General features: G+C 68.0%; 20 protein-coding genes. 12 read left to right on the top strand and 8 right to left on the bottom strand.

From position 1 onward, the window contains the following. The first annotated feature begins 92 nt into the window (after positions 1–92). Entirely contained in the window at positions 93–1,082 is a 990-nt protein-coding gene (locus tag RN729_RS01165; RefSeq protein WP_310781758.1) for an N-acetylmuramoyl-L-alanine amidase-like domain-containing protein, read from the top strand. 49 nt (positions 1,083–1,131) lie between these two features. Here the strand turns inward: RN729_RS01165 and RN729_RS01170 are convergent, their stop codons facing one another. After that, the gene (locus RN729_RS01170) at positions 1,132–4,350 is read right to left on the bottom strand and encodes a carboxypeptidase regulatory-like domain-containing protein (RefSeq protein WP_310781759.1); all 3,219 of its coding nucleotides are present in this window, start codon (positions 4,348–4,350) and stop codon (positions 1,132–1,134) included. 2 nt (positions 4,351–4,352) lie between these two features. After that, entirely contained in the window at positions 4,353–5,933 is a 1,581-nt protein-coding gene (locus RN729_RS01175) for an amidase family protein (protein ID WP_310781760.1), read from the bottom strand. Between the two features lie 76 nt (positions 5,934–6,009). Here RN729_RS01175 and RN729_RS01180 point away from each other — a divergent pair, with 76 nt between their 5' ends. Beyond that, complete coding sequence (locus RN729_RS01180) at positions 6,010–7,221, top strand: sulfite oxidase (protein ID WP_310781761.1); 1,212 nt, start codon at positions 6,010–6,012, stop codon at positions 7,219–7,221. Between the two features lie 36 nt (positions 7,222–7,257). Beyond that, positions 7,258–7,638 (top strand): DUF2784 domain-containing protein, encoded by a 381-nt coding sequence (locus RN729_RS01185; RefSeq protein ID WP_310781763.1) that lies wholly within the window; start codon positions 7,258–7,260, stop codon positions 7,636–7,638. Positions 7,639–7,676: 38 nt separating this feature from the next. On the opposite strand, the gene RN729_RS01190 is transcribed toward RN729_RS01185, so the two are convergent. Both RN729_RS01190 and RN729_RS01195 read right to left on the bottom strand, forming a co-directional pair. After that, positions 7,677–8,837 carry a sulfite oxidase gene (locus RN729_RS01190; RefSeq protein WP_310781765.1) on the bottom strand — a complete coding sequence of 387 codons (1,161 nt, stop codon included), beginning with the start codon at positions 8,835–8,837 and terminating at the stop codon, positions 7,677–7,679. Positions 8,838–8,922: 85 nt separating this feature from the next. After that, a complete protein-coding gene (locus tag RN729_RS01195) occupies positions 8,923–10,365 on the bottom strand; it encodes an amidohydrolase family protein (RefSeq protein WP_310781767.1) in 1,443 nt (480 codons plus the stop codon). A gap of 94 nt (positions 10,366–10,459) precedes the next feature. Here RN729_RS01195 and RN729_RS01200 point away from each other — a divergent pair, with 94 nt between their 5' ends. From RN729_RS01200 to RN729_RS01225, 6 genes are all read left to right on the top strand, one after another. Next, complete coding sequence (locus RN729_RS01200; protein WP_310781769.1) at positions 10,460–11,770, top strand: MFS transporter; 1,311 nt, start codon at positions 10,460–10,462, stop codon at positions 11,768–11,770. After that, on the top strand, positions 11,770–13,524 hold the full coding sequence (locus RN729_RS01205) for an amidohydrolase (protein ID WP_310781770.1): 1,755 nt from the start codon (positions 11,770–11,772) through the stop codon (positions 13,522–13,524). The genes RN729_RS01200 and RN729_RS01205 overlap by 1 nt, the downstream gene beginning before the upstream one ends. A 47-nt stretch (positions 13,525–13,571) precedes the next feature. Beyond that, positions 13,572–14,105: an 8-oxo-dGTP diphosphatase gene (locus RN729_RS01210; RefSeq protein ID WP_310781772.1), complete on the top strand. Its 534-nt coding sequence runs from the start codon at positions 13,572–13,574 to the stop codon at positions 14,103–14,105. A 38-nt stretch (positions 14,106–14,143) separates the two neighbouring features. Beyond that, complete coding sequence (locus RN729_RS01215) at positions 14,144–14,938, top strand: hypothetical protein (protein WP_310781774.1); 795 nt, start codon at positions 14,144–14,146, stop codon at positions 14,936–14,938. 140 nt (positions 14,939–15,078) lie between these two features. After that, a complete protein-coding gene (locus RN729_RS01220) occupies positions 15,079–16,008 on the top strand; it encodes a site-specific DNA-methyltransferase (protein ID WP_310781776.1) in 930 nt (309 codons plus the stop codon). Further along, positions 16,005–16,772, top strand: a complete 768-nt coding sequence (locus RN729_RS01225; protein ID WP_310781778.1) for a hypothetical protein — start codon at positions 16,005–16,007, stop codon at positions 16,770–16,772. Before RN729_RS01220 ends, RN729_RS01225 begins: the two co-directional genes overlap by 4 nt. Before the next feature lie 91 nt (positions 16,773–16,863). On the opposite strand, the gene RN729_RS01230 is transcribed toward RN729_RS01225, so the two are convergent. The 4 genes from RN729_RS01230 to RN729_RS01245 form a co-directional block, all read right to left on the bottom strand. Next, positions 16,864–17,706, bottom strand: a complete 843-nt coding sequence (locus RN729_RS01230; protein ID WP_310781780.1) for a zinc metalloprotease HtpX — start codon at positions 17,704–17,706, stop codon at positions 16,864–16,866. 93 nt (positions 17,707–17,799) lie between these two features. Next, positions 17,800–18,471 (bottom strand): hypothetical protein, encoded by a 672-nt coding sequence (locus tag RN729_RS01235; RefSeq protein WP_310781782.1) that lies wholly within the window; start codon positions 18,469–18,471, stop codon positions 17,800–17,802. Then, positions 18,468–19,973 carry a hypothetical protein gene (locus tag RN729_RS01240; protein ID WP_310781784.1) on the bottom strand — a complete coding sequence of 502 codons (1,506 nt, stop codon included), beginning with the start codon at positions 19,971–19,973 and terminating at the stop codon, positions 18,468–18,470. Before RN729_RS01240 ends, RN729_RS01235 begins: the two co-directional genes overlap by 4 nt. Further along, entirely contained in the window at positions 19,952–21,172 is a 1,221-nt protein-coding gene (locus RN729_RS01245; RefSeq protein ID WP_310781786.1) for a hypothetical protein, read from the bottom strand. The genes RN729_RS01240 and RN729_RS01245 overlap by 22 nt, the downstream gene beginning before the upstream one ends. 120 nt (positions 21,173–21,292) lie before the next feature. Between RN729_RS01245 and RN729_RS01250 the strand changes: the two genes are divergently transcribed. The 3 genes from RN729_RS01250 to RN729_RS01260 are packed head-to-tail and all read left to right on the top strand — an operon-like array spanning position 21,293 to position 26,161. Then, positions 21,293–22,774: a serine hydrolase domain-containing protein gene (locus tag RN729_RS01250; protein ID WP_310781787.1), complete on the top strand. Its 1,482-nt coding sequence runs from the start codon at positions 21,293–21,295 to the stop codon at positions 22,772–22,774. After that, positions 22,716–24,323 carry a hypothetical protein gene (locus tag RN729_RS01255; RefSeq protein ID WP_310781789.1) on the top strand — a complete coding sequence of 536 codons (1,608 nt, stop codon included), beginning with the start codon at positions 22,716–22,718 and terminating at the stop codon, positions 24,321–24,323. The genes RN729_RS01250 and RN729_RS01255 overlap by 59 nt, the downstream gene beginning before the upstream one ends. Then, a complete protein-coding gene (locus RN729_RS01260) occupies positions 24,320–26,161 on the top strand; it encodes a DUF885 family protein (RefSeq protein ID WP_310781791.1) in 1,842 nt (613 codons plus the stop codon). The genes RN729_RS01255 and RN729_RS01260 overlap by 4 nt, the downstream gene beginning before the upstream one ends. Positions 26,162–26,175 lie beyond the last annotated feature (14 nt).

The raw sequence follows: 26,175 nt of genomic DNA on the forward strand, positions 1-26,175 counted from the left end.
CGGATGCGACACTGGTGGGCGCTGGGTGATCTGGTCCGAAAGAACGGGAACAGGGAAGGGGAGGAACGAGTCGTGCTCAACCTCGGTTCGACATGAGATGGCGCAGCGTCTTCACGCTGGCGAAAGTCGTCGTCTGTATCCTCGCCACCGTCGCCGTCATTGCGGCGCTCGCCTGGTCGCAGGTGCAGCCCTCCACCTCCACCGTGGTTGACGAGATGGGTGGCTTCGGTACGGAATCTTCCGCGCCCTCGGGCGGAACCGCCTGGGCCCCGGAGGACTGGGCCGTCTTCGAGGAGAAGGTGCGGTTTGCCGCGGAGGGCGGGCTCGCGGAGATGGAGCTGGGAGAGTCCATCGTGCAGCTCGCCGAGACCTTCGTCGGGACGACGTACGAACCCGGCACCCTCGAAGTCCCCGGACCCGAGCGACTTGTGATCAACTTTCGCGAGCTCGATTGCGTGACGCTAGTCGAGACCGTTCTCGCCCTGACGCGGTTCGTTCGCGAGGAGGGTGTCGAGGGCCTTTCGGATCCCCCCGGCGCGCAGGCCCGCTACGAGGCCCACCTGACGGCGCTCCGATACCGTGGGGGCCGGCTCGACGGGTACCCGAGCCGCCTGCACTACTTCTCGGAATGGCTCGCGGACAACGAAGCCCGGGGGACCGTGCGCATCGCGACCGGTGAACTGAATCCCGCCATCGATCCGGAGCCCGTGAACTTCATGTCCCGGCACCCCGAAGCGTATCGGCAACTCTCCGAGCCCGGCGTGCTCCAGGCCATCGCGGCCACCGAGGCGCGGCTCGACGAGGGGCCCGGCCGGGAATACGTGCCGCAGGATAGGATCGCGCAGGTGGCGGACCGGATCCGCAACGGCGACGTGATCGCGGCCACTTCGACCGTCGAAGGGCTGGACGTCGCCCACACCGGATTCGCCGTGTGGCGCGACGGGGCGCTTCACCTCCTCCACGCCCCCCTCGTCGGCAGGTCCGTGGAGATTTCGGAGCGGCCGCTGCCGGAGCGGATCCTCTCCATCGACTCGCAGGACGGCATCATGGTCGCGCGCCCCGTCGAGCCGCCGCGCCCGTAGCCTGAGGGCCGGCTCCGCCTCGACGTCGGAGCCGGCCCGCGGGCGTTCGCTAGTTGATCGTGTAGGTCATGCCAACCTTGATCCGCCGTCCCTTGGGATCGTGCGTGAAGCCATCGTACGAGGTCTCCCAGTTGACGAGGGGAGGAGGCGTTCCCAGCAGGTTGAACCCCGTAACGAACCCGTCGATGCTGTCGTTGACCTTCAACATCAATGTCGCGTCCAGCGTGCCGAAGGAATCGATCACGCGATGGTTCTCGTCCGCGGAGTCCGGATCGTCGTAGGAGGAGATGTAGTAATAGGCTCCGATCGCCGAGAGACGCTCCGTGTGGAACCCCACGGAAGCTGTCCACTTCCACTGCGGAAGAGGCCACGCGATGGGGTTGTTCCGGTTGAGAAGCCCGGCCCCGCTGGTCGCGGCCTGCAGCTCCACGCCTCCTCGCGTGAGCGCCAGGATGTCGTACTTGTGGGTGTAGGTGCCGTCGATCCCGAATGACATCTCGGCACTCCCCACCGGCTGGCGCGTCGACACGCTCCAGTCGAGGCCGGAGGTCTTCATGCCCGGCCAGTTCACGAGGTCGATCCGAATACGTTCGATGAAAGCCGCGTCGCACGTTCCCGTCCCCCAGCCGTCCGGACACCTGATGAACTCCTTCACGGCCTCCCGGCTGGCGCCGCCTTCGTCGTAGAGCCTCGTGACGGCCGTATAGGGAACGACGTTGATGATGTCCTTGAAGTCGTACGTCCAGTAGTCGAACGTCGCCTGCGTACGACTCGGGAAATGGAAGAGGACGAGGCCCACGTTGCCCGTGGTGGCCCGTTCCGGCACCAGATCCTCGCTCCCGTACGTATCCACCGCCTTGTAGACATCCGTCTCCCACACATACTCGAGGGCCGTAATCTTGTCCGTGTTGACATCGTCGACGGACGGGACGCGGAACGTGGATTGCAGGGATGCCCGCGCCGAGAGCTGGTAGTCGTCGGAGTCCACCAACCGGACGGCCAGGGCCGCCTTCGGGTCGAAGCTGCTGGCAACATCGTGGAACTCATAGTTGGCGGCGAACTGAAGATCCACCCGGTCGCCCAGGTTTATCGGCAACTCACCGTAGAACCGATGGACCGTCTGTGAACTCGCGTACGGGAAGTACCCGGTCGTGAACGTAAACGGCCCCGCCTGGTCGAGGCAGCTCCGGTCGCCCGGCACCTGGCAGGGGGTGAGACGCTGGTTCCCCGGGTCGTTGGGTTGGCCCGACACATCGAACCAGCGGAACTGATACCCGACCGCGTAGCCGATCGCGTCGTTCAGCGAGTTGGTGAACGTAGCCTCGGCCGTGAGAAGCTCGGCGGTACTGAAGAGGTCGACCTCCTCGTTGATCCAGTCGATCATCGCGGGCGAGTTCGCGACCGAGGGGTCGTAACCCGGATTGTCCGCGTTGGTGTACGTCGTGCCCGGCTGCTGCGCGCGAAGGATCGCATTGCTGAACGGATTGTAGAACATGCAGTTGCCCTGGCCCGCCACGGCGCCGCCGGTGTCTCCGAGTCTCATCCCGGCTGCCGACGTGGGGTCGACGACTACGCCGACTCCGCAGTCCGGTCCCCCGAAGCCGCGAAAAGCCAGATATTTGCGGTAGGCGTACTCCGCAGGCTGGTTCACGTTGCCCGCCGCCCGAGAGTAGCCGATGGCCACGTCCACCTCGCCCGTCGCGCCAATGTGGTGATCCAGCGAAGCCGCGATCCTCTGCGTACGCGACTCCCGCCTCAGCGTTCGGCCGGGACCGCTGTTGCCCACCAGGCGTCCGAAGAAGAACCAGTCGTCCTCGAGGCACGCCGCCTGCGAGGCAAAACCGGCCGCGGCCGCATTCGAGCTGCAGAACGCCTGCCTGCCCGGATTCTCGGGCATGACCACCTGAAGCCCGTCGTATAGCGACGTCGGCGGGAAGGAGGGGGTCGTGTACCAGTCAGGGATGGCGGCCTCCGACCACAGCCCCTCGACGTGCACCATGGTGTTTTCGCCCAACTCGCTGTTCAACTCGCCGAACACCCGGGCGTGCCACTGGTTCTCGATCAGGTTGTCCCACGGCCCGTATCGGAACCGGCAGGTGACGCCGGCATTCGTTCCGCCCAGACCCTCGCAGCCCGGGTCCACGAACAGACGCGCATCGCCCTGGCTGTCCCCGTAGTGGGAGCGGATCAGCGCGCTGATGAATTCGCCGGGAGTCTCGGTCCCGGTGAGTGTCGGCCGCAGAAAGGCCCCGGGGTTCCCGTAGTAGGACCAGCCGCCGCCGCCCGGCCCGGGATACGGGCGCAGCACCCAGTCGCGCTCCTCGGCTTCCAGCTGCCGGCGCATGGCCCAATCGGCCGAAAGGACGGCAGTTGTTCCGTCGCCCAGACTCGTGCCCCAGATGGCGCCTATGTTCGTGTCGCCGGCACCGCTGAAGTAGTCATGCGAGGCGGACAACTCGAATCCCTGAAAGTCTCTTCGTGTCACAAAGTTGGCCACGCCGGCTACGGCGTCGGAGCCGTAAATGGCCGAGGCGCCCTCCTTCAGGACTTCGATACGGTCGAGCGCGATGGCGGGAAAGGCGTTGATGTCCACGAACCGGCCGCCGGGAAGTCTGGCCGGGGTGTACACCTGGCGGCGACCGTTCAACAGCGTCAACGTTCGCGAGGCGCCCAGGCCTCGCAGATTGACGTTGGTCGCGGTCTCCGGAACGAGCGTCCCGCTCTGGTTGTACCAGCCGTTGCGCTCGCCGATCGTGCCGTGGGCGGCACCCAGTTTCTTGAAGAAGTCCACTGCTTGCGGCGCGCCCTTCTCGCGCAGCGACTCTCGGTCGGTCACGTCGACCGCGTACGGCAGATTCTCCGGCGGCGCCGAGAAGTGCGACCCGGTCACCACGGCCGTCAGCTCCTCCAACGCGATGGTTCGCTGGGAGGCCATCTGCATGTCGACGTTCGTGCGCTCCCCGGCCTGAACGACCACGCCCGAACTCACTCCCTCGACGAAGCCGGGAAGGGTGAAGCGCAGCGAATAGGTACCCGCGGGGAGGCCGGTGATCGTGTACACGCCCTGCGCGGACGTCATCGCGGTGCGCGACTCGTCGCCGAGAGGCGCCCCCGTCGCCGTGACCGTCACGGTGGGCATCGCGAGGCCCTCCTCGTTAATCACGGTTCCGGTGATGGCTCCGTCCTGCGCGAGGACGGCCGTCGGAAATACAAGCGCAAGAGCGGTAGCGAGGGTGACTCTGAGCATGTTCCTTCTCTCGATCTTCATGGTCATCGTACCTCCGGGAACCCGTCCGGAGGACGGCGGTGTCGTGTTGCCTGTTCGTATCCGTAAGCGATCCGGAAGAGAAGCCCTTCGTCGTACGGCCGGGCAAGAACCTGCAGTCCCGCCGGAAGCTCGCCGTAAGTGTACCCCATCGGGACCGTGATCGCGGGCATCCCGGTGGCGGGAGCCACGCGCTGGCTGTTGTCACCGCAGTATTCCTCGTCCCCCCTGTCGATAGGGGCGGGCACGCAGAGCCACGACGGGTAGAGGATCGCGTCCACGCGTTCGTCATCCATCGCTTCCACCAGGTTCGCCAGATAGGCCTGACGGCCCTCGTTCTCCGGGTAGTCCGGGCACGGCTCGTCCCATTCGGACGGATGTACGTCGAGCGGGGCTCCCTCGTTCCGCCGCAGCGACGCCTGCGCGTAGTCGGAGTACCGTCCGTCCTCCAGCACCTCCAGGACGTCGGTCATCGGCGCTGCCGGGCCCAGCGACCGCAGATAGACCCACATGTCGTAGCGAAAGCGGCGGCAGAACATCCCCTCGCGCCCCAGTTCCGCCGCGACGTCGAACTCGAAGGGGTCCACGATCTCGGCTCCGAGCGCCGCCAGGTCGTCGATGGCCGCCCCGAAGAGCGCGAGAATCTCCCCATCGGTCTCCTCCGGATCCGCCAGCGCGCGCAGGACGCCGATTCTCGCGCCCCGCGCCCCGTCGGCGTCCAGGAAGGCCGTGTAGTCCTCTTCCGCGTGGCCGCGTCCCGCTTCCGTGTACGGATCCGCGGGATCGTAACCGGCCACGACATTGAACACGCGCGCGACGTCCTCCACGGTCCGGCCCATCGGACCCGCGATATCGCGGTCGAAGGAGAGGGGGATGACTCCGTCGCGGCTCGTGAGGCCGATGGTCGAACGGATCCCGACCAGGGCGAGGTGGGAGCTGGGGCCGCGGATCGAGTTGCCCGTGTCGCTGCCCAGCCCGATGACGCCGAACGAGGCGGCGACCCCCGAGGCTGTCCCGCCGCTGGATCCGGCGGGGACGCGGTCGAGGGCGTAGGCGTTGCGTGTCGTATCGAAGGAGGAACTGACGGACTGACGCGGACTGAACGCCCATTCCGCCATGTTCGTCTTGGCGATCACGATCGCGCCCGCCTCGCGGATCTTCCGCACCATGAAGGCGTCGTCGGGCGGAAGGTTGTCCGCGAGCGCGATGGACCCCCCGGTCGTGACCATGTCGTGCGTGTCGAAGTTGTCCTTGACGAGCATGGGGACGCAGAAGAGCGGTCCCATCGCCTCGCCGGCGGCCTGCGCCGCGTCGAGCCGGTCCGCCCGTTCGAGAGCCCGGGGGTTGAGCACGGTGATCGCGTTGATCGCGTCTTCATGGGCCGCGATCCGGTCGAGATGCAGCTCCACGACCTCGCGGCAGGTCGTCGTCCCATCGCGGATCGCCGCCTGCACGTCGCCGATCGTCGCCTCCACGACCTCGAACGCCGCGCCGGAGCCGTCGTCGGGATTGCATGCCGCCCACTGCATCCCCAGCGTAGCACACAGGAACGCAGGGAGAGTGCGCGTGTTTCTCCTCGGTGGCATACATCTAATATGCCTCATTGCGCGGCCCTGCCAAGCGTCTGGCGGGCCCGCAGCCTGCCAAGTGGAGGTGCCGTCGATGAAGCAGACCAGCGAGATGTATCGCCTCACCCGGCGGGATTTCGTGCGTGCCGCCAGCGTGGCACCCGCCGCGGCCTGGCTCGCCGCCTGCGACCGTGCGGGAGACGCCGGGTCATCGGACGCCGCGGACGAAGCCCTGGCCACCGGCCGGGAAGCGGAGCAGCCGCCGAGGTGGGCGAAGGATCCATCGCCCTTCATCCAGCGCACCTTGAACCTGGAAACGCGGCTCGAACTCGTCGACGGATTCATCACGCCGAACGAGCTGTTCTTCGTCCGAAACCACTCGCCCACGCCGGCGATCGATCCGGAGGGCTACTCGCTCCGAGTCGAGGGGGACGGCGCCGAGAGCGAGTTGCGGCTCGACCTCTCCACCCTCGAGTCGCTGCCGCAGCACACGATCACCGCCTACCTTGAGTGCGCCGGAAACTGGCGCGGCCTTTACCCGGAACTCACGGGCACCCGCGCGAGCGGCGGCCAATGGACGACCGGAGCCGTGGGGTGCGCGGAGTGGTCGGGTCCGTCGCTCGGCACGGTGCTCGACCTGGCTGGCGTGCGGTCGGAAACGGTCGACGTGAACCTCGTGGGGCTGGACGACGGCTTCGAGCGCGCCATGCCGCTCGCCAAGGCCCGGGATCCCGACACCATCATCGCCCTGCGCATGAACGGCGAGCCCCTCCCCGCCGATCACGGATTCCCGGCGCGCTCCGTCGTTCCGGGCTGGTCGGGGTCCAGCAGCATCAAATGGCTGGGGTCCATTCAGGTCTCCACCGAGCGGGTGTGGAACCGGAACAACACGTCGTCCTACGTCCTCATCGGCGATCAGTGGCCGGAAGCGGACTACGCGCCCGCCCAGGGCCCGGTGATCACGGAACTCGTCGTGAAGAGCGCGCTGGCCCTACCGAGACCCGCGCAGCTGGCGCCGGGGTCCCACGTCCTGCACGGGTTCGCGCACGCACCGGCGGGACCGGTGTCCGCCGTCGAATGGAGTCCGGACGGCGGAGCGACGTGGCTGGAAGCCGAGATCGTGGATCCGGTTTTGCCCTTGGCCTGGCAACGCTTCGAGTTCGAGTGGGACGCGACCCCGGGGGCGCACACGCTGGTCACGCGCGCCACGGATGCGGCGGGGAACACGCAGCCGGACGAGCCTCTGATGAACGAGAAGGGCTACCTGCTGAACGTCCCGCTCCCGCACCCCGTGCAGGTGGAGTGAAGCGCCCCCGGACGCGCTGACGAAGCCCGAATCGCCGTGCTGTACCGGTTGCTCGCGGACCTCGTCCTCGTCGTCCACCTGCTCTTCATCGCGTTCGTCGTCGCCGGCGGGTTCGCGGCGATCCGCTGGCCGAGGCTCGCGTGGGCGCACGTGCCCTGTTTCGTGTGGGGGGCCCTGATCGAGTTCGCCGGCTGGATCTGCCCGCTCACGCCGCTGGAGGTCAGGCTCCGGATTGCGAGCGGCCAGGCCGGTTACTCCGGCGGCTTCATCGAGCGCTACCTGCTGCCCATCATCTATCCCGGCGCACTCAACCGGGAGATCCAGATATGGCTCGGGCTGTCCGTACTGGCGCTCAACGCCGTGGCGTACGCCTGGCTCCTGCGCCGACTGCGCCGGCGCGCCCGAAGCGTTCGCTGAGCCGCGGCCCCCGCTCGCGAGCCGGGGGGAGGGGACGGTCAGTCGATGACGACGTTCCGGGTGAGCTGTCCGTTGCTCTCCCAGTAGGTCCTCTTGTTCACGAGCATCGGGTCGTCCGCCGCCGGCTGGATGTTGCCTTCCGCGTCGACCGCCCTCGAGACGATCGCGTGCCGACCCGGCGGGGCGTCCCAGTCCATGCGCCAGAACGTCCACGTGTACGGGTCGCCCCGGCCTTCGCCCAGCGTCGCCGCCTGCCACGGCCCGTCGTCCACGCGGACCTCGACCGAGGCGATGTCCGCGCCCCACGCCGCCCCGTGGATCGCGTATCCGTCCCCGTTCCGCGTGACCTTCGCGGGGACGGAGTTGATGTTCACGCGCCCCACCGAGGTCTCCGTCCACACGGTCTCGCCGTCGCGCTCCTCCGCTCGCAGCGTCACGTAGTCGCGGGCCATGAACTTGCCCATGAAGCGGCGGTCGCGGAGTTCGATCCGCGTCAGCCACTTCACGTTTGCGATGCCGTACCAGCCGGGGGCGATGACCCGCAGCGGAAATCCGTGCGCAGTCGGCAGCGGTTCGCCGTTCACCTCGTACGCGAGGATGATGTCGGGATTCATCGCGTCCTCGAGCGAAAGGCTGCGTGCGAAGTTCTGCGTCACCGTGTTGCCCCGGATCTCCTCCTCGCCTTCGTCCGCCCCGAAGAAGACGACCTCGATTCCGTCCTCCTGAACGCCGGCCTCCGTAAGGACATCGGCGAGCCGGGTCCCCGCCCAGCGCGCGTTGTGGACGCCGCCGATGAACGAGGGACGGCCGCGGTTCCCGGAGCACTCCAGCGTGAACACGACCTCCTGGCGGGGCCGCGCCTTCATCTGGGCGAGATCGAGCGTCCGCGGCCGGTCGACGAGTCCGCCGATCTCGAGATTCCAGTCGCCCTCCGCGATGACCGGCAACCCGTAGTGCCCCACGCGGAACATCTGACTGACCGGCGTGATCCAGGAATCCAGCTCTTCCCAGTTCAGGATGTTCATCCGCTCCGTCAACCCGGGATGCGGCCGCTGAACCCATGGGATCACCGCCTCCTGATCGAACCCGGCGAGCCAGCCGCGGAAGATGTCCGTCGGCAGGACCGCGAGACCGGCGGCTGCCGCGCCGCCCTGGATCAGCACCTGTCGTCGTGGAATCGGGTTTCGCTGGCTCATCATGTCAGACCTCGCCTTCGGGGATGGTATGTTGCAAGCTCGGGTCCAATCACGCGTCGGAGCAAGACGTCGGCCGCAACCGCGCCTCTCAGCGAGCGGGTCTCCACGCGGACTCCTCCGAGGCATCCGCGGGCCCGATCCTGCCCTCCGCCGTCGCGAGCAGCTCATCCGGCGAATGAAGGCGTCCCCGCGCGAAGACGAACCAGACGTCGCGGGCGGCCCGGACATCCTCCAGCGGGTTCCCCCGCACAATCACCAGGTCCGCGAGCTTCCCTTCCTCGATGCTGCCGAGTTCGTCATCGAGGCCCATCGCGCGCGCCGAATTGAGGGTCGCGATGCGGAAGACGTCCGCGGGCGGGACGCCGGCGCGCGCGAACGCGAGGATTTCGCGGTGTACGGCAAACGGCGACCAGTACCGCCCCCAGCTCGGGTGGTCCGTGCCGAGCGTGATCAGGTCGCGTCCGCCGCCGTCGTAAAACGCCTTCAAGGTCCGGCGCTTGATCGGGGACATCTTCGCGAACGACTCGTTCACGGGGCGGGGCGGCCGCGCCTCGACGATCTCCCGCATGTACGGCGTCAGGAAGCGGAGTTCGTCCGTCCAGTACTCCGTCATCTCCGGGTCGTGCGGACCCCAGTACCCGTAGATGGAGAGCGTGGCGTCGAAGTACACGCCGCGGTCCACGTAGAGGTCGATGATGTCGCGGAGCGCGTCCCCCTCGAAGTCGTCGAACTCCTGCAGCGAAGCGTAGGCCGTGCGGTCGGCCGGCATCATGTCGCCCCCGAGGAAGTGCTCGACGCGGTCGACGCCCATGAGGATCGCGTCGCGGGGATTCACCGTGTTCCCGAACCCGGAGTCGAGGTGGGCGGTGACGGTGAGTCCGTGCTCGTGCGCCTGTTCGATGAGCACGGAGAGCTGCTCCGGTCCGGCCCCCTTGGCCTTGAAGCCGGCCGTGCCTTGCGCCGCCCAGTAGTCCACCTCGCGGCGGATCGAATCGGCGGTCATCGCGTCGTCGTCCCAGCCCCGCCGCCACGATCCGAAATAGGGGCCCGAGTTCAGGAGCCGGGGACCCCTGCGCTCGCCGCGCTCGATCGCGAGCCGCAGTTCCCGCATGCGGACCGGATCCAGCTCGCCGGCCGGGAAGGTCGTCGTCACGCCGTTGGCGAGGAAGAGTTCGGGATAGGCGGCCGTCTCATCGACGCGGCCATCGCCGAACAGGTCCACCGCGTAGTGAGCGTGCAGGTCGAAGAACCCTGGAAGGACCGTCGCTTCCCGGTCCAGGTCGATCGCAATTGTGACGTCGGCTCTATCCGCCGGAGGGCCGATGGAGACGATCCGCCCGTCGCGAATCGTGATGCCCTCGTTCTCGACCAGCGTGCCGGTGTGCACGTCCAGCCAGTGTCCCCCCGTGACCACGTAGGTCGCATTCTCGTCCACGAGATCGACGAGGTCCATCACGACCCCCTCGCATCCGGCAAGGGTCAGGGACAGGCCGCCGAGTCCCAGGGCGAGGAACGACCGCTTCCGCTGCATCCGCTGTCTCCGAACCATTCGATTACACCTCGCGCGGCACACGTGTCGGCCTCCGGTTCACCCGAAACACGGACGGCCGGGAGGTTCAACATAGATGCGCGCACGTTCCTCCACGACGGACTCGATCCTGTATACTGTGAGCCGTCGGCACGCGGCTGCCATCCGAACGGAATCGGAGTTCACACTGCACGAACCGAGCGCGGCGCTCGCCAATCCTCCCACCGGCCTCCCGGGGCGCACGTCGATGCGCCCGGCGGCGGTCGTGGCGCTCATCGTCGTCTCGCACACGACGATCGATGCTTACACCGCGTTCCTGCCGCCGCTGCTGCCGCGGATCATGGACAACCTCGGCCTCTCGATCACGCTGGCCGCGACGCTGTCGACCGTGCTCTCCATCTCGACCGCGCTCCCGCAGCCGGCCTTCGGCTACCTCGCGGACCGCTTCGGGAGGCGCGCCTTCCTCGCCGCGGGGCCGATCGTGGGGGGCGTGTTCATCTCGCTGCTGGGGATGGCGCCCAGCTACTTCGTCCTCCTCCTGTTGCTGACGGTGGGAGGACTGGGGTCGGCCGCCTTTCACCCGCCGGGGGCCTCGCTCGTCGCGCGCGCCGGAGATGGTCGTGGAAGCGGCGTGCGCATGTCCATCTTCTCCTTCGGGGGGGCGGCGGGCTTCGCGCTGGGACCGATCAGCGCGGTCGCCATCGTGGGCTTGTTCGGCCTCTCCGGTCTGTGGATCGCGATGATCCCGGGGGTCGTGCTCGGGGTCGCCCTCTGGTTCGTCGCGAAGGGTCGGACCCGGGTAGGGCCGGGGACCCCGCCGCCTCCCCCGCTGGAGGTGCTCCGCAAACTCAGGGGGCCGCTCGGTCTCGTGTTCGGGATCTCGGTCGTCGGATCCTTCGCGCAGAAGGCGATCCTCACCTTCATCCCGATCATCGCCCACCGCGCGGGACAGAGCGAGACGGCGGGCGCCATCGTGCTCAGCGTCTATCTCGGCGCCCAGGGCCTGGGGACGCTCGCCTCCGGCTACCTCACCGACCGGCTCAACCGGCAGCACCTCCTGGCCGTGATCAGCGTGCTCGCCGTGCCCACGCACATCCTTGCGTTCACGCTGGCGCCGGCCAGCCCCGCCGCGATCGTGATGGCCGTGTGTGCGGGCTTCCTGAACATGGCGCTGCTGCCTCCAATCGTCGTGGTTGCGCAGGAGATCCTCCCCTCGGGGACGGCGGTGAGTTCGGGCATCGTCATGGGGCTCGCGTGGGCCGTGGGGACGCTGGCGATTCCCGTCGTGGGCGGGTTCGCGGACGCGTTCGGGCCCGTCGCCGCGACCGCGTGGTCGATGCCGCTCCTGCTGCTCGGCGCGCTCTTCGCAATGCAGCCCTCGCTTCGCCCGTACCGCAGAGCCCGGTGATGAACCGACCGAACCCATCCGTCGTCACGTTGGCCGGTGCCGTCCTCGCCGCCTGTGGGGGGCCACCGGCCGAGCCGGCCGACCTGATCCTCGTGGACGGAAGCGTGATCACGCTCGACGCGGAGAGCCGCGTCGCCGAAGCCGTGGCGGTGCGCGACGAACATGTCGTGGCGGTCGGTTCGACGGCGGACGTCGAGACGCTCGCGGGCCCGGAGACCCGCCGGATCGACCTCGCGGGACGCGCGGTGACGCCCGGCCTCATGGACGCGCACGTCCACTTCGCGAATGGCGGCGCGAACCGCCTGTACCGCCTCGACCTGAGCTATCCGAACGTGGAGAACATCGCGGACGTGCAGGGCATGGTCGCGGAGCGAGCCGGGCGGCTTTCCGAGGGCGAATGGGTGCGCGGCGGCGGCTGGGACGAAGGGAAACTCGACGAGTTGCGCTACATTTACGCCTCCGATCTGGACGCCGTCGCCGCGGGGCAGCCTGTGTGGCTGGCACACACGATGGGCCACTACGGCGTGGCCAACTCGCTCGCCCTCGACATGGCGGGCATCACGGCGGACACGCCCGATCCGCCCGGCGGCACCATCGATCGCGACGCGGCCGGGCAGCCGACCGGCGTCCTCAAGGAGTCCGCCATGGGTCTCGTGACCCGCCTCATCCCGTCGCTCGGACCCGGCGAGCGGCGCGAGGGGATTCGCGCGCTCGCCGACGCCTTCAACGCCGAGTGCATGACGGGCGGCAAGGATCCCGGGATCGGCCGCCGAAGCTGGGAGGCCTACCGCGATGTCCTCGCCGACGGCGACCTCACGGTCCGGATCTTCGTCCTGTGGGACGGCCGCGACGGGACGCTGGAGGAGGTCCGCGCCTACGCCGACAGCCTCGCGACCTTCACGCGGCCCTACGAGTCGACGGGGGACGACCGGCTCATCCCCGGCGGCGTCAAGTTGTACAGCGACGGCAGCGGCGGCGCCCGCACGGCCTGGCTGTACGAGGACTGGAACCGGGAGCGCACCGGGACCGACACCGGCAACCGCGGGTATCCGGCCATGGACCCGGACGAACTGCGCCGACGCTTCCGGGCGTATCACGACGCCGGCCTCCACGTCTCGATCCACTCCATTGGCGACCGCGCGATCGACTGGACCGTCGACGGCTTCGTCGAGGCGCTCGAGGCGACCCCCACCCGCGGGCTCCGGCACGGGGTCATCCACGCGAACATCCCCTCGGACCGCGCGCTCGACGCGATGGCCGAACTCCAGCAGGAATGGCAGGCCGGCTACCCGGAGCCGTCCCCCACCTTCACGTGGTGGATCGGCGACACCTACGCGGGGAACTTCGGGCCCGAGCGAGCCCTGCGGCTGAATCCGTTCCGCTCCTATCGGGACCGGGGCATGATCTGGGCGAGCGGCTCCGACTTCTTCGTCACGCCCTACCCGGCGCGCTACGGCGTCTGGGCCTCCGTCGCGCGCCAGCCGCTGCTCGGCGTCTACGGGAGCGACCCGTACGGCACCGCAGAGTCCGTCGATGTCGAGACGGCGCTGCGCTCGTTCACGACCTGGGCCGCGCACCAGATGTTCCTCGAGGAGAAGGTCGGAACGATCGAACCCGGCAAGTACGCGGATCTGGCGGTCTGGGACCGCAACCCGCTCACCGTCCCGACGATCGAACTGCGGGACATGTCGTGCGAGATGACCGTCTTCAACGGCGAAGTCGTATTCGACCGCGCGAGCGTCCCCGCACCATGACGCGCCCCGGCCGCTGCGGCGTGCTCCCGCCGTGGAAAGGATAGCGAATGCCACCTCGACCCCTCGCGCCCGAACGTCCCATCCCGGAGAGTTGGGAGCCGGACCTCAATGCGACCCTCCTCTACATCGTGCGGGGAGGGGAAATCCTCCTCATCCACAAGAAGCGCGGACTCGGCGCCGGCAAGCTGAACGGAGCCGGGGGCAAGGTCGAACCCGGCGAGAGCACGATCGAGGCCGCGATGCGGGAGTTTCAGGAGGAACTGCGGGCGCGGCCCGTGGCGCCCCGGAAGGTAGGCGAAGTGGGATTCGAGGTGCTGAGCGGCATGTCCATCCTGATCCACGTCTTCCGGTCGGACGTGCTGGAAGGAGAGCCGGTCGAGACGAGCGAAGCGACCCCCGTTTGGGCGCCCCTCGACGACCTCCCGTACGATCGGATGTGGGAGGACGACCGCCACTGGCTGCCGCACCTCATCGAGGACCGCCCGTTCGAGGCGTACGCACGTTTCGTGGGCGACGACATGGTGCACTGCGAGGTGGCCTGTCTCTCCGACACCGAGAGCTTCCGCTGGGAGTCGTGCTGAAGCCCCGCGGAGCCTGATTCCGACGAGAGGAGATGAAGATGGCGAACCGTTGCCCCCTTTTTCGAACAGCCCGCGTCGCCGTCTTTGGACTCGTGGCGCTTGCGCTTCCGCTCGCGGCCCAGGATGTCCGGCCGATTCCGCTGCCGGACCTGCTGGTTACGGGACGGAGCATCTGCCCGACAACGGCGGAGGAACTGCGACGAGCCTTCGACCTCTACGAAGCGGTTCTCCCGGCCCTGACGTCGGCATCGTCCACTGCGGACCTTCGCAACCTGCAGGTCCGGATGACGAGACCGGGTGTCTCGTTGAGTCGCGGCGAACGCAGGTTCAGCGCGGATTCCATGACGGTCGTCGTTCCCACTTCTGCGGAGACCGCGTCGCCGCCGCACGTCGAGGCGTATGGGTACGCAGAGGTGGATCCCGATGGGGAAACCACGTTCTACACCCCGGACGGGCACGCGCTTGCGTCGCTGGGGTTTCTGGCGACGCACTGCCTGAACATCCTCGAGACGGAGGATCCGGCCAGGGTGGGGCTGGCCTTTGAGCCGAAGCCGGATCGGACCGTCGTCGATGTTCGAGGTGTCCTTTGGGTCGACGCCGACAGTCTCAGGCCGCGAGAACTCGTGTTCCACTATACGTCCCTTCGGCTATTCCTGAGACGGAATCTGGAGGCGGCGCTGCTGGAGGACGTGCGTTCCCGTGTGCCGAGATGGGCTTCGGATGCCGTATCCTTCTACCGGCTTGCCGTCGATGAGTCCCGGTTCGGGGGAGTGCTTCACTTCGAACGCCCCGATCCCAATCGCGGGCCGATGGGAGAGTGGGTGGCGAGGTGATCCGAGCCGCTCAGATCGACCTCTACCGGCCCGCGCCCGGGCTGTCATCGCAGCGACCGCGCTGCTCGGCGGTGGACGAAGCATTACGTTGAGACGGTCCACCGTGCAGACGCACCACGACGAAGGGTGAAAGGGCCGGGATGACGGTAGGCGTCAACGAGATCATGTCCGGAGCCGAGTCCTCGCTCAGCTTGAAACGTCAGGCCAAGATCGAGGCTTGGCGGGACGGAGCGGCTCCGGAGCGGACGGACCACAAGCTGTATCTTGGCGACGCCCGCGACATGCCCGAGATCGGCGAGCCGATCCATCTCGTCGTCACGTCACCGCCGTATTTCAACCTCATCGATTACGACGGTGGCCGCGCCGACGACGGCCAGCTCGGCGGCATCGATGACTACGAATCCTTCCTGGATGAGCTGGACCATGTGTGGCGGCGGTGCTACGACCTCCTCACGCCGGGCGGTCGGCTGTGCGTGGTCGTGGGGAGCGTCTGCATTTCACGCCGGGCCGGAGGCCGTCATCACGTTCTGCCGCTCCCCGCCGACATCTCGGTCCGCGCGCGGCGGATCGGGTTCGACTACCTCACGCCGATCCGCTGGTACAAGATCGCCAACATGGCGACGGAGGCGAGCGGAGTCGGGTTCCTGGGGAAGCCTTACGAACCCAACGCGATCGTGAAGAACGACGTCGAGACCATCCTGATGCTGCGGAAGCCCGGGAGCTACCGGAAGCCGACGGCGGCACAGCGTGCGCTCAGCCTCATCGAACCGGACGACCACCAGCGCTGGTTCCGATCGATCTGGGACGACATCCGCGGCGAAGCCCGCAAACGAGGCCATCCGGCGCCTTTCCCGGTGGAACTGGCCTCCCGTCTGGTCCAGATGTTCAGCTTCGTGGGGGACACCGTCCTCGATCCGTTCTGGGGGACGGGGACGACGACAGCCGCCGCCATGCTCACGGCCCGTTCGAGCGTCGGGTACGAGATCGAACCGAGATATGTCGAGATCGGACGGAGTCGACTGGAACAGCTTGACGCCCTGCAAGTGCCGGCGGAGGTGACCTTCCCTTGAACGCACCCGAAGCGTTCGTCCGCCACCTGGCCGAGAACAACTACCATCCACGATCCGACGCCCACAGCAACGCCATCTGCCTCGCGATCGTCGATGACCTGCTCGCGCATTGTCCCGCCTTTGCCGAGCGAGCCCGGGCCGGCGAGATCGTCGCCAAGCTGAACCATACGGTCAAAGTCAACTACATGGACTGGAATATTGACCTGGCGGTGGGACCGCCGCCGGGATCGCCCATCCAGCCCAGCAACGGTTCGATATCGTTCGAGACTCCGGCCACCATCGAGTTGGCTCTTGAAGCCAAGGCCATCATGACGGAACACGGTAAGGCACGCCGGAACCGGCTTCGTGACCTGCAGGCGTTCCACGGCTACGCCCACAGCTACAACGAGAAGACGATCGCCGTGGGAACCGTGGCCGTGAACGTCGCGCGTGTGTTCTGGTCGCCGACAAGACCCAAGGAAGACATCACCGAACACGACAACATCGAGAAACTCGGAAAGAGCACCGTTGAACTCTTTCGAGGGCTTCCACTACGACACACTCCGGCGGAAGGCCCCGGCTTTGAGGCCGTGTCCCTGGTCGTTGTTGACTTCGACAACCTGAAAAAGAACCCGGCCTTACCGTACGGCGCTCCGCGCCCGGAAGACCCAAAGCTCGTCACGGGAACTCCGGCGCCCCGGACGGGTGATCCCATGCACTATGCCACGATGATCCAGCGGATCTGCGCTGCCTACGAAGGTCGCTGGCAGAGAAGGACCCGCTAGCGCTCACCGGAGGCCCCTGCGTTCCGGGCTGGCCACATCCCGGCTGGCTACTCCAACGGACGCAGGGGCTGCACTTTCTGCTTCGCCGCGACTACCGGGTCCCGGAGGCCTGGGCTCTGAGGGCGGCGACCCGCTCGTCGGTGGGGGGGTGCGTCGTGAAGAGGGAAGTGAGACCGCGACGTCGCCCCGCGAAGGGGTTCACGATCGCGAGCGAGGCGCCGGCCGGGTTCACCTCCATCGGGATGCGGCGCGCGCCGGATTCGAGGCGCTTCAGGGCGCCGGCCAGACCCATGGGATCGCCCGTGATCTCGCCCCCGGTGCGGTCGGCCTGAAACTCGTTGCGGCGGCTGATCGCCATCTGGATGATGATGGCGGCGAGCGGGGCGACGATGGCCATGACCAGCATGCCAAGCGGGTTGTCGCCGTCGTCGCGTCCGCCGCCGAAGATGAACCCCCAGCGGGCGATGGAGGCGATCATCGCGATGGCACCCGCCATCGTCGCCGCGACGGTGCCGACGAGCATGTGCCGGTGCTTGATGTGGGCCAGCTCGTGCGCGATGACGCCGTCGAGTTCGCGGGGAGGCAGCGCGCGCAGGATCCCCTCCGTGAAACAGACCACGGCGTGCTCCGGGTTCCGCCCCGTCGCGAAGGCGTTGGGCTGCGGCTGCGGCGAGACCGCCACGACCGGTGCCGGCAGCCCCGCCCGCTTCCGCAGCCGCTCGACCCGGTCGTAGAGGTCCGGCGCCTGCGACCGGTCCACCACCTTCGCCCGGTACATGCGAAGGACCACCCGGTCGCTGAACCAGTACATCCCGAAGTTCATCGCCGCCGACAGCACCAGGAACAGGACCGCGCCCTGCTGCCCGAACATCATCTGACCGGCGAACACCAGGAGAAGCGTCAGACCCGTCATGAGGCCGAATACTCTGAACATTCCGCGAACCCTCTCTATCTCACGTTCCGAGCTGACGTGTCCGTCGCTCGCAGTGTTGCTACACCCCAGGCGGCAAGTGGGTCACGCTGTGCGTCACGCTGCCGCCGCGAGCAGATCGCAGAAGATGAAACCATCGCGTTCCACCACCTCGCCGCGCGCGACCGGGATCGGCCGCGACAGGATCGGCCCGTCCCACACGAACGTATGGAACTCTCCGTTCTCCCCGCACGGATCCACGCCCTCCGGAAGATCGGCGACGAAAGACGCGTCGAAGGCGCGGCCCGCGAAGGCGGCGTCCAGCGCCGCCGGGTCGATGCACACCGCGATGGCCTCGAACCCGTCCCGGATGAAGGAACGCGCGAGCGCGGCCGTCGGTTGCTTCCAGATCGGAAAGAGACACTCCAGCCCCGAGGCGGCGAGTTGCCGTTCGCGGTACTCGCGGAGGTCCTCCAGGAAGATGTCTCCGAAGGCCACGCGGCGGATCCCGTCCTCGTGGAGGCGGTCGAAGGCCTCTCCCATCGCCCGTTCATAGATTTTATTCGAGGACTGCGGCGGGACGACGACCTCGACGAGCGGGATGCCGATAGCCTCAGCCTGGTCGCGCACGAGCGCGCGCCGCACGCCGTGCATGCTCACCCGATCGTAGGCGTCGGTCACCGTCGTGATCAGGGTCTCGACCCGCCAGGCTCCGGACTGCTGAAGCGCATGCAGGGCCAGGGCGCTGTCCTTGCCGCCGCTGAAGCACATCGCGATGCGTTCGCTCACTCCATGACCGTCGCTTGGAACGCCCCCGTGAGGACGCGGCCCTCCCGCTTGACCTGCACCCAGATCGTGTACTCGCCCGGCTGCGGGAACGCGAACGGGAACTCGACGACGCCGGCAGGGGCTGCTGTGCCGCCGCCGGCCATCGGCGACCCTTCGGGCGCGAGCACCGAGAGCGAGCCCATCGAAATCGTGCCCGCGGGATGCAGGTGCACGAACACCGCCCCGTCATCCCGGGTGAGCGCGGCGTGGCTGCGCATCCCCATGTAGGGCTCCAGCTCGGCCGGTTTCTCGTCGGGATCCCACACCCTGAACGACAGCACCGTCTCCTCGTCGACCCGAAGCTCCCGGTCGCCCTGCCATTCGAGGATCGAACCGTCGGCCAGCGGCGCCTCGGAGCGCGGCCCCGCGAGCGCCATCGGACGGCCCGTCCACGCCGAGTCGTCCGGGTCCGGCAAGAGGTCCGCGCCCTCGCCGACCTCCTCGGGAACCACGAGCGCCGCCGCGTCGACGGTCACCGTGTCGACGACCGTCTGCGCGAAGCCGGACTCCTGGACGATGTCGCCGTAGATCCGGTACTCGCCCGGCGGAAGGTCCGGCCACGGGACGCGAAAGGTGGATGAGTCCACGGGAACGGGGTGCACATGGGCGAACGCGTCCATGCCCGGCGCGCCGACCACGAACATGTGCATCAGCTTGCCGTGGTCCGGCACCAGCGGGCTCCAGTCGCGGCCCCGCCAGGCGGGATCGGTGATCGTGATTTCCAGAGCAGGCGTCCCTCCGTCGCGTACGATCGCGCCCTCCACGGTGAGGCGCTCGAAGATCCCGCTGCGGACGTCCCGGTCGACCGCCTCCCACCAGGCGTTCCCCAGGTAGAGGAGGCCCGCGACTCCCACGGCGGTGAGGGCCATGGCGATTCGGGCGCGGCGGCGGCCCGCCGGACCCGCCGCCTCCCCCGCCGGAATCTGGCTCTCCCGCACCGCGGCCCCCGTGATCGAGACCACGCCGGCGACGAGGAGCAGCGCGAGCGCGGCCAGGATCCAGCCGAGACCCGGCGGCAGGTCGCGCACTCCTAGCATGACCGAGGTCACGGGGACCGAGACCTCGCCGCTCCCCCGGGCCCCCTCCACCGCGACCTCGACCCGGTACGCGCCGACCGTCATGAGCCACAGTTCCGCGGCGTACAGTTCGGGATCGCCCGCCACGGGAACGGCGACATCGGGGGGCGGCGCGCCGCCTTCCCGGGCCGCGTCCCAGCGCACGGGGCGCACGGTCACGCGGTCCGCGCCGCCGCCCGACACGCGGACAGAGACTTCCGCCAGTCCCGGGATGACCTCCGGCGGACGGATGACGACGGAGACGGGGTAGGGCCCCGCCTCGCCGGAGAAGAACACGTTCTTGCTCCCGACGTGCCCCGTCGCCACGACGTACAGCCCGGCCACGAACGCCGCTGTCCGCGCGAGGCGGGCGGCCCGGTCGGGCCTCACCGGCGGACGCGCAGCCACCAGTTCCCAAGCCACAGGCCTGAGCGGGCCGAGACGAACGCGATCGGCAGCGCCCACCACGCCGCGGACAGGAAGCTCGATACCGAGAACTCGCCCGCGAGGAACTGGCCGCCGTGCCAGAACACGTTCTCCCAGTCGCCGGGCGCGGTCGTGTAGCCCCACGTGCTGCCCTGGAAGAAGTAGTTCCGCGCCCCTTCGGAGAGCATGAAGTCGGCGAACACCCACTGGATCGCGCCGAAGATGCCCACGAAGGCGACGCCCCCCACGGCCGCGATCCGCCAGTCCGTCGAGGCCCGCTCGGGCGCCTCGCCCGGCGCCGAATGTCGCCGCAGCAGGAGGTCGATAACGATCGCGGGCGCGAACAGGAGAAGCGGGAACTCGGGCGCCACCATGTGGGTGACCGGACGCAGGATCGGCGCGAGCATCGGCTCCGCCGGGAAGAGCGGCAGCACCCACATCATCGCCAGCGAGACACCAGTATAGACGAGCGCCGCGCACGTCGCCGGCCAGCGCATCTGCCCGGCCCTCCCGATGGCGAAGAAGAGGACCGGAAAGACCGCCGCCATGATGAGGTGGAACGTCGCCCCGTGCATCTGGTTCGGGAACGTGTACTCCAGCAGCAGCACCGAGAGCGACAGGATCAGCATCGCGGCGCTGAACACGTAGGCCCACGCGAGCTTGCGCCGGCCCGTCTCCGAGGCGCGGTTGTGCCACGACAGCGCCATCAGCAGAGCGCCGACCTGGATCGCATAGATTCCAAGCGCGAGGACCACGTGGGGCGGGCTCAGGATCTCGACGTCGAGCCCGTACGCGTTGTGCCACCAGTCGTCGAGCGGCGCGGACGTGAGCATGGCGATCGCGCCCCAGATCGCCACCCAGGCCCCGAGCGGCGCACGGAAGCCCCACATGCGGACGGAGCGTCCGACCTCCGCATCCGTCCCCGAGAACGTCGTCTTCAGCGCGAGCCACCCGCACGACAGCCCCGCCGCCAGCCCGCCCGCGTAGACGAGCAGGTGCGCGGGCGTGAAGAGGGTGTCCCGCCCGATCGTCCGGTGCCACGAGATGTCCCACGTGATGCCCACGATCACGGCCCCCGAGGCGAACAGGACCGCGGCCAGAGGCCAAGGGATGCTGTCCGCCGACTCCGCCGCGCCCTCGCGCCGCGCGAAGACGGAGGCAGGTGCTGCTGTCGATTCCATCGCGTTCCCCCCGAATTCCTTGCTCCCGCGGCCGGCCGCTCCATGGGCCGCGGGCTATCGACACATCCGATCCAGCGCCCGAAGATAGGTCTGGTTCAACCGAGATGCAGGAGATTCGACGTGAGATCAGAGAGATTCCGGCACGCGCGCCGGGGGTGGCCCGGGAGCGCGCTCGCCGCGGCGGCCCTCGCCCTTGGCGTCGGCGGCTGCGCCGGGCCCGACACGTCATCGGACCCCGCCGCCTCCGATTCGTCCCCTGCCTCGCTTGCGGCGGACCAGATCGACGCGATTCACGCCATCGCCGCTTCCCCGATCGAGGCGGGTCGCGCCGCCGGCATGTCGATCGCGGTCGTGCGCGGGACGGACACGCTCCTGATCGAGGAGTTCGGTCACGCCGACCTCGAACTCGGCGTGCTCACGCCTCCGGACGCCGTCTACGAGGTCGGATCCGTGACCAAGCAGTTCACCGCGGCCGCCGTTCTCCTCCTGCAGGAGGAAGGGAAGCTCTCCCTCGACGACCCGCTCACGAGGTGGCTGCCCGACTACCCCGTCGGGGATCGGACCGTCACCGTCCGACAACTCCTGGACCACACCTCGGGCATCAAGGGCTACACCGAGATGGAGCATCTCTGGGCGGAACTCGCTCCCCTCGAACTCCCGCGGGACACGCTCGTCACGCTCTTCGCCGCCGAGCCGTTCGATTTCGAACCCGGCACGGCGATGACCTACAACAACTCTGGCTACTTCCTCGCCGGACTCGTCATCGAGGCGGCGAGCGGGATGAGCTATGAGGATTTCGTCGAGGATCGCCTCTTCGGCGCGGCCGGGATGGAGAACTCCCGCTACTGCCACAAGGACGAACTCACCCCGAACCGCGCGAAGGGGTACGAGCCGGGCGACGACGGGCTGCACCCGGCGCCCTACCTCGACCACCAGTGGCCCTACGCCGCGGGGTCGCTCTGTTCGACGGTGCGCGACCTCGTCGCCTGGAACCAGGCCCTCCACGGAGACGGGGAGGGCGGCGAGATCCTGACTCCCGAGAGCTACGAACTGATGATCACGCCCGAGCCCCTGCTCGACGGCACGGAGCTGCGCTACGCGAAAGGCCTCGCGATCACGGATCGCGACGGGGCCCCGCGGATCGGACACGGCGGCGGGATTTTCGGCTACGTCACCGACCTCCGCTACGTCCCGTCCGAGGATCTATCCATCGCGGTGCTCATCAACACGGCCGGAGGCGCCTCCTCCGGCGGGATCGCGGGACAGATCGAAGATGTGGTGCTCGGCGCGCCGGACGAGCCCGCCACGGGGACCTTCGAGGGCGATCCGTCACCCTACGAAGGCCGCTACGAAGGCCCGGCCCGCGGCCAGCGCATCACCGCGACGGTGGCGGCCGAGGACGGGCAACTGACGATCGACACGGGAGGCGGCGAACCGGCCACCCTCTCGTGGCTGGGCGGCGACGAGTTCGCCGATGGACGGACCCTGTATCGTTTCGTCCGGGACGAAGATTCCGGAGCCGCCGGAACCGGAGCCGCCTTCGATGAACTTCGGATGGACGTGGTTTCGGGACACTTCGTCCTGCGTAGGGTCAACCCGTGACGCCGACGCGGCGATCGCGATCCACCCACTCCAGCGAAACGAGGCAACGAACGTGATTCCCCGACTGCGACAGGACATCGAGGATATCGCCAAGCGGATCAAGGAGGGCCGCTTTGAGAGCGAAGCGCAGGTCAGTGTCGGTGTGGTGCAGCGTCTCCTGGGGAGCCTCGGCTGGCCTCGGTACGACACACAGATCGTGATCCCCGAGTTCGCAGTCGGCGGTGGGCGGAGGGTCGACTACGCCCTCTGTCACCCCCAGAAAAAAGCCGTAGTCCTCGTCGAGGTGAAGAAGCCCGGAGCCGTGAATCCGAGGGCCGAGGAGCAACTCTTCGGCTACTGCGTGCGCGTGGGTGTGCCAATCGCGGTGCTTACGGACGGACAGACGTGGCATTTCTTCCTCCCGGCGGGACAGGGTTCCTTCGAGGAGCGATGTTTCGCCCGAGTTGACTTGACGTCGGACGATTCCAGCAAGGCCGAAAAGCGACTCCTGAGGTATCTCCAGTATGAGGAGGTCAAGGATGGCCGCAGCCCGGAGAATGCGCAGCAGGATCTCACGAGGGCGCGCCTCGATCGCGCGTACAGGCAGGCATGGCGTCGCATCGTCGAGGAACCGGCAAACAAATTCCTGAGGCTGTTCATTCACGAGGTGAAGAACGTGGCGGCGCTGGACCCCTCGGAGGACGATGCCGCCACATGGCTTCGGCGTCGCGCATCGGCTAGGCGCAGCGCACAGGGGCTCACGCCTCCGAAACTCGTTAAGCCGCCCCAGCCCCCGCCCCCGAAGCCAAAGCCCCGGGACTCTAGGTGTTGGGTGGAGTTCCGCGGAGAGCGGCATGCTGTCCGGAACGGCATAGAGATCCTCGTCAGGGCCTTCACGCTGCTTGCCGAAGAAGACCCAAGCTTGTGCCAGCGTGTCAGTGAGAAGCATCGGTGGTTGACGCGTGACGTGAAGCTGAAGCCAATGAGGATCCTGCACCGTGACTACAGACAGCTCCCGGGAGGATGGTGGATCTACAGCAACATCATCCACCATGAAAAGTCGAAGCGGATCGAACAGGCGTGCCAAGTAGCGGGAGTGCGTTTCGGACGCGATCTGAAGATCCAGTTTCCCGGCCAGCAGCCAGTCCCGCCGAAGCCGGAACTCCCAGTGGACCACTCAAGACCGCAGGAAGCGGACTCCCAGCACTGGGTGGAATTCCGCGGAGAACGGCACGCCGTCCGCAACGGGATAGAGGTTCTCGTTAGAGCCTTCACCCTATTGGCGCAGGACGACCCCACTTTCTGCCGGCGCTACAGCGATAGGTACCAGAGGAAGACGCGTGATCGGAAGCTGAGGCCGCGGGTCGCCCGTACCCGTTCCGAGATCCACCCGAACGATGCGGCCCTGCGGGAGCGCTGCAGGTCGCTCCCCGGGGGCTGGTGGGTCGATAGCAACGTTAGCAACAGGAGCAAGAGAGTGTGGGTCGAGCAGGCGTGCGGTCTGACGCGATTCCGTTTCGGGGAGGACTTGAGAATCCACTTTCCCGAGAAGTCAGCGGACGGATCATGAAGGCGGGTTCGCGCATGCTGGCGCTTGTCTTGACCGTGTTGGCGCTGGGCGGCAGGGCTCCCGCGTCCGCCCAGGATGTCGCGGGGCTCGTCGGGGCCGAATCGAGCGAACTCGCACCGGTCGTGGAGCGCTACTCCGCCGACCGCGTCGCCCTCGGCCGCCGGTGGACCGTCTCATACTCACCCGAACGCACCCGCCGATTCCACGAGTTTTTCTCCGGCTGGCAACAGGAGATCGACGCGCTCGATTTTGAGGCGCTGAGTCTCGAGGGACGCGTGGATTACGTCCTCCTCCTCAACGAACTGCGCTACCAGCTGGATCTGCTGACGCGCGAGGCGGGGCTCGCCGCCGAGATGGACGGATTCATCTCCTTCACCTCGCTCATTGTGGAACTGGAGGAGCGTCGGCGTCGGCGCGAGCCGGTGGAGTCGGAGGCGGCCGCGGCCCGTCTCGCGGAGCTCCCGGCCGAGATCGAGGCCGTCCGAGGCGAAGTCGATGCCCGGCTCGAGGGCGGGGAAGGTGTCTCGCGGATCGTCGCGCTCCGGGCGGTCACGGCGCTGGCCGAGCGCACGCGGCTCCTCGAGAACTGGTACGAGCACTACGCCGGCTACGACCCCGTCTTCACCTGGTGGAACGAGGACCCGTACGCCCGCGCCAGGACCGCGCTCGACGGCTACGCGACCTTCCTGCGCGAGTCGGTCATCGGCTACCGCGAAGGCGAAGACGAACCCATCGTCGGCGACCCGATCGGAGCGGAAGGTCTCGCCGCGGACCTGCGTCGCGAGATGATCCCCTACAGCCCTGCGGAACTCATCGCGATCGCCGAGCGGGAGTACGCTTGGTGCGAGGAGCGGATGATCGAGGCCTCGCGCGAACTCGGCTACGGCGACGACTGGCGGGCGGCCCTCGAGTACGTGAAGACGCTGCACCGCGATCCCGGAGACCAGCCGCAGATGATCCGCGAACTCGCCGATGAAGCGCTCGCCTTCGTCACCAAGCGCGACCTCGTCACCGTCCCCCCGCTCGCCGACGAGATCTGGCGCATCGAGATGATGTCCCCCGAGCGGCAGAAGGTGTCGCCCTTCTTCCTCGGCGGAGAGGTGATCCAGGTCTCGTTCCCCACGGACGGGATGGAGCACGAGTACAAGCTGATGAGCATGCGGGGGAACAACGAGCACTTCTCCCGCGCGACCGTTCACCACGAACTCATTCCCGGGCACCACCTGCAGGGGTTCATGACGAGCCGCTTCAACTCCCACCGGCGCGCCTTCTCCACCCCGTTCTGGGGCGAGGGGTGGGCGCTCTACTGGGAGATGCTGCTCTGGGACCTCGGCTTTCCGTCGACCCCCGAGGACCGCATCGGCATGCTCTTCTGGCGCATGCACCGCACGGCCCGGATCATCTTCTCCCTCTCCTTCCACCTCGAGCGCATGACCCCGCAGGAGGCGATCGACTTCCTCGTCGAGCGGGTCGGGCACGAGCGGGCGAACGCGGAGGCAGAGGTGCGGCGGAGCTTCAACGGTTCCTATTCCCCACTCTACCAGGTCGCCTACATGATCGGCGGGCTCCAGTTCCGGGCGCTGCACGAACAACTCGTGCAGTCGGGGGAGATGACGAACCGCGCCTTTCACGACGCGATCCTCAAGGGTGGCCGGATGCCGGTCGAGATGGTGCGCGCGCGTCTGCTCGGCGAGGCGCCCGCGAAGGACTTCGAATCGGCGTGGCGCTTCCAGGGCGACCCGCTGCGCCGCACGACATCCGAGGAGGCGAGCGCGCCCGAGCCGACCTCGCGGGAGCCGACCTCGGCACGGCCGACCTCGCGGGAGACCGCACACTGACGCGTTGAAAGGAC

Source organism: Candidatus Palauibacter polyketidifaciens, from assembly GCF_947581785.1.
Taxonomy (GTDB): domain Bacteria; phylum Gemmatimonadota; class Gemmatimonadetes; order Palauibacterales; family Palauibacteraceae; genus Palauibacter; species Palauibacter polyketidifaciens.